Source organism: Microbacterium sp. UBA1612, from assembly GCF_002321605.1.
Taxonomy (GTDB): Bacteria; Actinomycetota; Actinomycetes; order Actinomycetales; family Microbacteriaceae; genus Microbacterium; species Microbacterium luteum.
Window position 1 is genome coordinate 18,704 of sequence record NZ_DCMW01000011.1, and the last position, 4,112, is coordinate 22,815.

General features: G+C 68.9%; 4 protein-coding genes. 3 read left to right on the top strand and 1 reads right to left on the bottom strand.

Translation table 11 applies throughout. The annotated features are described in order from the left end of the window. Positions 1–303: 303 nt before the first annotated feature. Positions 304–1,179 carry a TatD family hydrolase gene (locus B3S45_RS04900; protein WP_071042822.1) on the top strand — a complete coding sequence of 292 codons (876 nt, stop codon included), beginning with the start codon at positions 304–306 and terminating at the stop codon, positions 1,177–1,179. Here the strand turns inward: B3S45_RS04900 and B3S45_RS04905 are convergent. Further along, positions 1,164–2,624 carry a sugar porter family MFS transporter gene (locus B3S45_RS04905; protein WP_176759350.1) on the bottom strand — a complete coding sequence of 487 codons (1,461 nt, stop codon included), beginning with the start codon at positions 2,622–2,624 and terminating at the stop codon, positions 1,164–1,166. The two genes, B3S45_RS04900 and B3S45_RS04905, sit on opposite strands and share 16 nt — an antisense overlap. A gap of 71 nt (positions 2,625–2,695) precedes the next feature. Here B3S45_RS04905 and rsmA point away from each other — a divergent pair, with 71 nt between their 5' ends. Beyond that, on the top strand, positions 2,696–3,559 hold the full coding sequence (gene rsmA, locus B3S45_RS04910) for a 16S rRNA (adenine(1518)-N(6)/adenine(1519)-N(6))-dimethyltransferase RsmA (RefSeq protein WP_071042823.1): 864 nt from the start codon (positions 2,696–2,698) through the stop codon (positions 3,557–3,559). Between the two features lie 98 nt (positions 3,560–3,657). Then, the coding region (locus tag B3S45_RS04915) for a metallophosphoesterase (RefSeq protein ID WP_286717714.1) at positions 3,658–4,112 on the top strand (455 nt) is incomplete at its 3' end.

The window sequence follows — 4,112 nt, forward strand, 5'->3', positions numbered from 1 at the left end:
CCCTGCCCTGCGGCATCCCCCCCCCTGCCCTGCGGCATCCCCCCCCTGCCCTGCGGCATTGACGGCCTGGTGATGTCCCACTTTCTGTCGCTACGGGCGGCTATGGCGACGGAATTTGGGACATGCCCTGCGGAGTGGGCGTGATGGCCGGGTGATGTCCCACTTTCTGTCCTTGAGGGGCTGGATGCGAGCGGAAAGTGGGACATGCAGCAGGATGGGGGAGGCTGGGGAGGCTGCACGGGGCAGCCGCAGGATGGGGAGCGGCAGGATGTGGAGCGACCGGATGGAGGGGAGAGGCGAGCGATGAGCGATCCGAGCGCGTACGTGCGAACGCGGGAGAAGGGGACGCGCGACACCCGGTATCCGGATGCGCCCGCGCCGCTGGCGGTGCCCGTCTACGACAATCACGCCCACCTCGAGATCGAGGACGGCGATGATCCGCTGACCCTCACCGACCAGCTCGACCGCGCCGCCGAGGTCGGCGTGGCGGGCGTCGTGCAGGCCGGAGGAGACATCGAGTCCAGCCGCTGGTCGGCCTGGGCGGCTTCGTCGGATCCGCGCGTCCTCGCGGCGGTCGCCATCCACCCCAACGAGGCCCCGCTGTATCGCGATGCGGGACGCCTTGACGAGGCGATCGCGGTCATCGACGAGCTCGCCGCACAGCCGCGCGTGCGTGCGATCGGGGAGACCGGGCTGGACTTCTTCCGCACCGACGAGCCCGGCATCCCCGCGCAGCACGAGTCCTTCGAGGCGCACATCGCGCTGGCGAAGAAGCACGGCATCGCGATGCAGATCCACGACCGCGACGCTCACGATGCGGTGCTCGAGACGCTGTCGCGCGTCGGCGCCCCGGAACGCACGGTGTTCCACTGCTTCTCCGGCGACGAGGCGATGGCCGGCATCGCCGCCGAGCGCGGCTACTGGCTCTCGTTCGCCGGCAACGTCACGTTCAAGAATGCCCAGAACCTGCGCGACGCGTTGCACGTGACGCCGGTCGAGCGCATCCTCGTCGAGACGGATGCGCCCTTCCTCACGCCGACCCCGCATCGCGGACGCCCCAACGCCCCGTACCTGATCCCGGTCACGGTGCGCTTCATGGCCGAGGAGCTCGGGGTCGAGCTCGACGAGCTGTGCGCGCAGCTGGCCCGCAACACCCTCGAGGTCTACGGCGCGTTCTGAGCCTTCGCGTTCTTGCGCACGAAGAGCGTCTCGGTCTGCTCCAGCTCCATGCCCTTGGTCTCGGGGATCTTCCACGCGACGTAGAAGAACGACAGCGCCGCGAACGTGGCGTACATGCCGTAGGTCAGCGGGAGCGACCAGCCGGACATGACGGGGAAGCTCACCGTGATGAGGAAGTTCGCGATCCATTGCGCTCCCGCGGCGACGCCGAGCGCCTTGCCGCGGATGCGGCTGGGGAAGATCTCGCCGAGGAGAACCCACACGAGCGGACCCCACGACGCGCCGAACCCGATCACGAAGAGGTTCGCGGCCACGAGGGCGATCGGACCCCACGGGTCGGGGAGGGACACGTCGTCACCGGAGCCGGTGGCGAAGGCGAACGAGATCGCCATCGCTGCGAGAGATACCGTCATCAGCACCGACCCGGTGAGCAGGATCGGCTTGCGCCCGACGCGGTCCACCAGCAGGATCGCGACGATGGTCACCAGGACGTTCGTCACCGACGTGATGACGCTGATCAGCAACGAGTTCTGCTCGGTGAAGCCGACCGCCCGCCACAGCGTCGTGGAGTAGTAGAAGATCACGTTGATGCCGACGAACTGCTGGAAGACGGAGAGGATGATCCCGATCCAGACGATGCCCTGGAGGCCGAAGACCGGACCGCGCAGCGACACCCCCGCGTTCTTGCGGTCGGCCTGGATCTTCTTCTCGAGTTCGTTGACGGTGATCTCGAGATCCTCCGGCGGCATGAGACGGGAGAAGATCTCCTTGGCCTCATCCATGCGTCCGCGTGCGATGAGGTACCGCGGAGACTCCGGCATCGTCAGCGCCAGGATGCCGTACACGAGAGCCGGGATGGCTTCGACCAGCAGCATCCATCGCCATGCGTCGAGTCCGAACCACATCGGCTCGTTCGCGCCGCCGGCGATGTTCGCCAGCAGCGCGTCGGACAGCAGGGCCGCGAAGATGCCGAGGGTGATCGCCAGCTGCTGCAGCGAACCGAGCGTGCCGCGGATCTGACGCGGCGCGACCTCGGCGATGTAGGCAGGGGCGACCACCGATGCGATGCCGATGCCGATGCCGCCGATGAGCCGCCAGAAGGTGAGGTCCCACACCCCGAACGCGAGGCCGGAGCCGAAGGCGCTCGTCAGGAACATGACGGCGCCGATCAGCATGACCTTGAGGCGCCCGAACCGGTCGCTCAGGGTTCCGGCCAGGATCGCACCGAAGGCGCACCCGAGCAGGGCGATCGCGACGACGAAACCGGTGATCACGTCGTTCAGGGCGAAGTCGGACTCGATGGAGTCGACGGCGCCGTTGATCACCGACGAGTCGAAGCCGAACAGGAAACCGCCGACGGCGGCGGCGATCGACAGGGCGATGGCCCGCCGGCCGTACGAGCTGCTCAGGGAGAACCCCGCCGTGGGGGTGGAACCGGATGACATCACAGCCGTCACCCTAGACCCGTGCGCGCCGGCGTGCACAGCGCCATGCTGGGCTTGACTACAGTGAACCCATGCCCGTACAGCTGCTCGGCGCGGGTGAGATCCGCGCCCTCGCCGCCGAGCTCGATGTCACCCCGACGAAGAAACTCGGTCAGAACTTCGTCGTCGACGCCAACACGGTGCGCAAGATCGTGCACGTCGCCGATGTGCGTCCGGGCGAAAGCGTGGTCGAGATCGGCCCCGGGCTGGGGTCTCTCACGCTCGCGATCCTGGAGGCGGGGGCGAGCGTGACGGCGGTGGAGATCGACGTGCGCCTCGCGGCACGCCTGCCGGGCACGGCGACCGCTCACGGCGTCGCGGACGGCGCACTGCAGGTCGTCGCCGCGGATGCGCTGCGGGTGTCCGATCTGCCCGGTCGGCCGACGGTGCTCGTGGCGAATCTGCCGTACAACGTCTCGGTCCCGGTGCTGCTGCACTTCCTGGAGACCTTCCCGGAGCTGCAGCGCGGCGTGGTGATGGTGCAGGCGGAAGTGGGAGAGCGCCTCGCGGCGCCCCCCGGCTCGAAGGTCTACGGTGCACCGAGCGCCAAAGCGGCCTGGTACGGTCCGTGGCGGCTCGCCGGCACCGTGTCGCGCCAGGTCTTCTGGCCCGTGCCGAACGTCGACAGCGTGCTGGTCGCCTTCACGCGCGACGCCTCGCCCCGCGGCACCGAGCGGGAGCGCCTGCGCACCTTCGCGATCGTGGATGCGGCCTTCCGGCAGCGCCGCAAGATGCTGCGGCAGGCCCTCGCGGACGTGCTCGGCGGCTCGTCGTCGTCCGCCTCGGCCGTCCTGGAGCAGGCTGGTGTGCGCGCGACCGCGCGCGGTGAAGAGCTCTCGATCGACGACTTCCAGCGGATCGCGGCCGTCGCCGGAGGTGACCTGCCGGTCAGGTGACGTTTCGTCATCGTTCACCGTGTCCGGCCTCGCGGGCCGAAACATGCCGGTAACATTTCCCGGAACCCCGGCTCGACCCCGGGATGGGAGATGAAGCGATGCACACCGCGGAATACCCGGCACCCGACCGGACCTTGCTCCACCTCAGCGATACTCACCTGCGCGCCCCCGGCGCTCGCCTGTTCGATGTGATCGACGGCGCGGAACGGATGCAGCGCACGCTCGCGAGCATCGTCGATTCCGGCGTGCGACCCGACGCCCTCATCTTCACCGGAGACCTCGCCGACCTCGGCGAGCCCGAGGCGTACACCCGGCTGCGCTCCCTGGTCGAACCGGCCGCCGCCGCGATCGGTGCACGCGTGATGTGGGTCATGGGCAACCACGACGATCGGGTGGCGTTCCGCTCTCGGCTCCTCGACGACGAAAGCGGGGACGCCGCGCCCTACGACCGCGTCGAGGAGATCGACGGTCTGCGCATCGTGACCCTCGACAGCTCCGTGCCCGGACACCACCACGGCGAGGTGTCCGACGAGCAGCTGGACTGGCTCGCGCA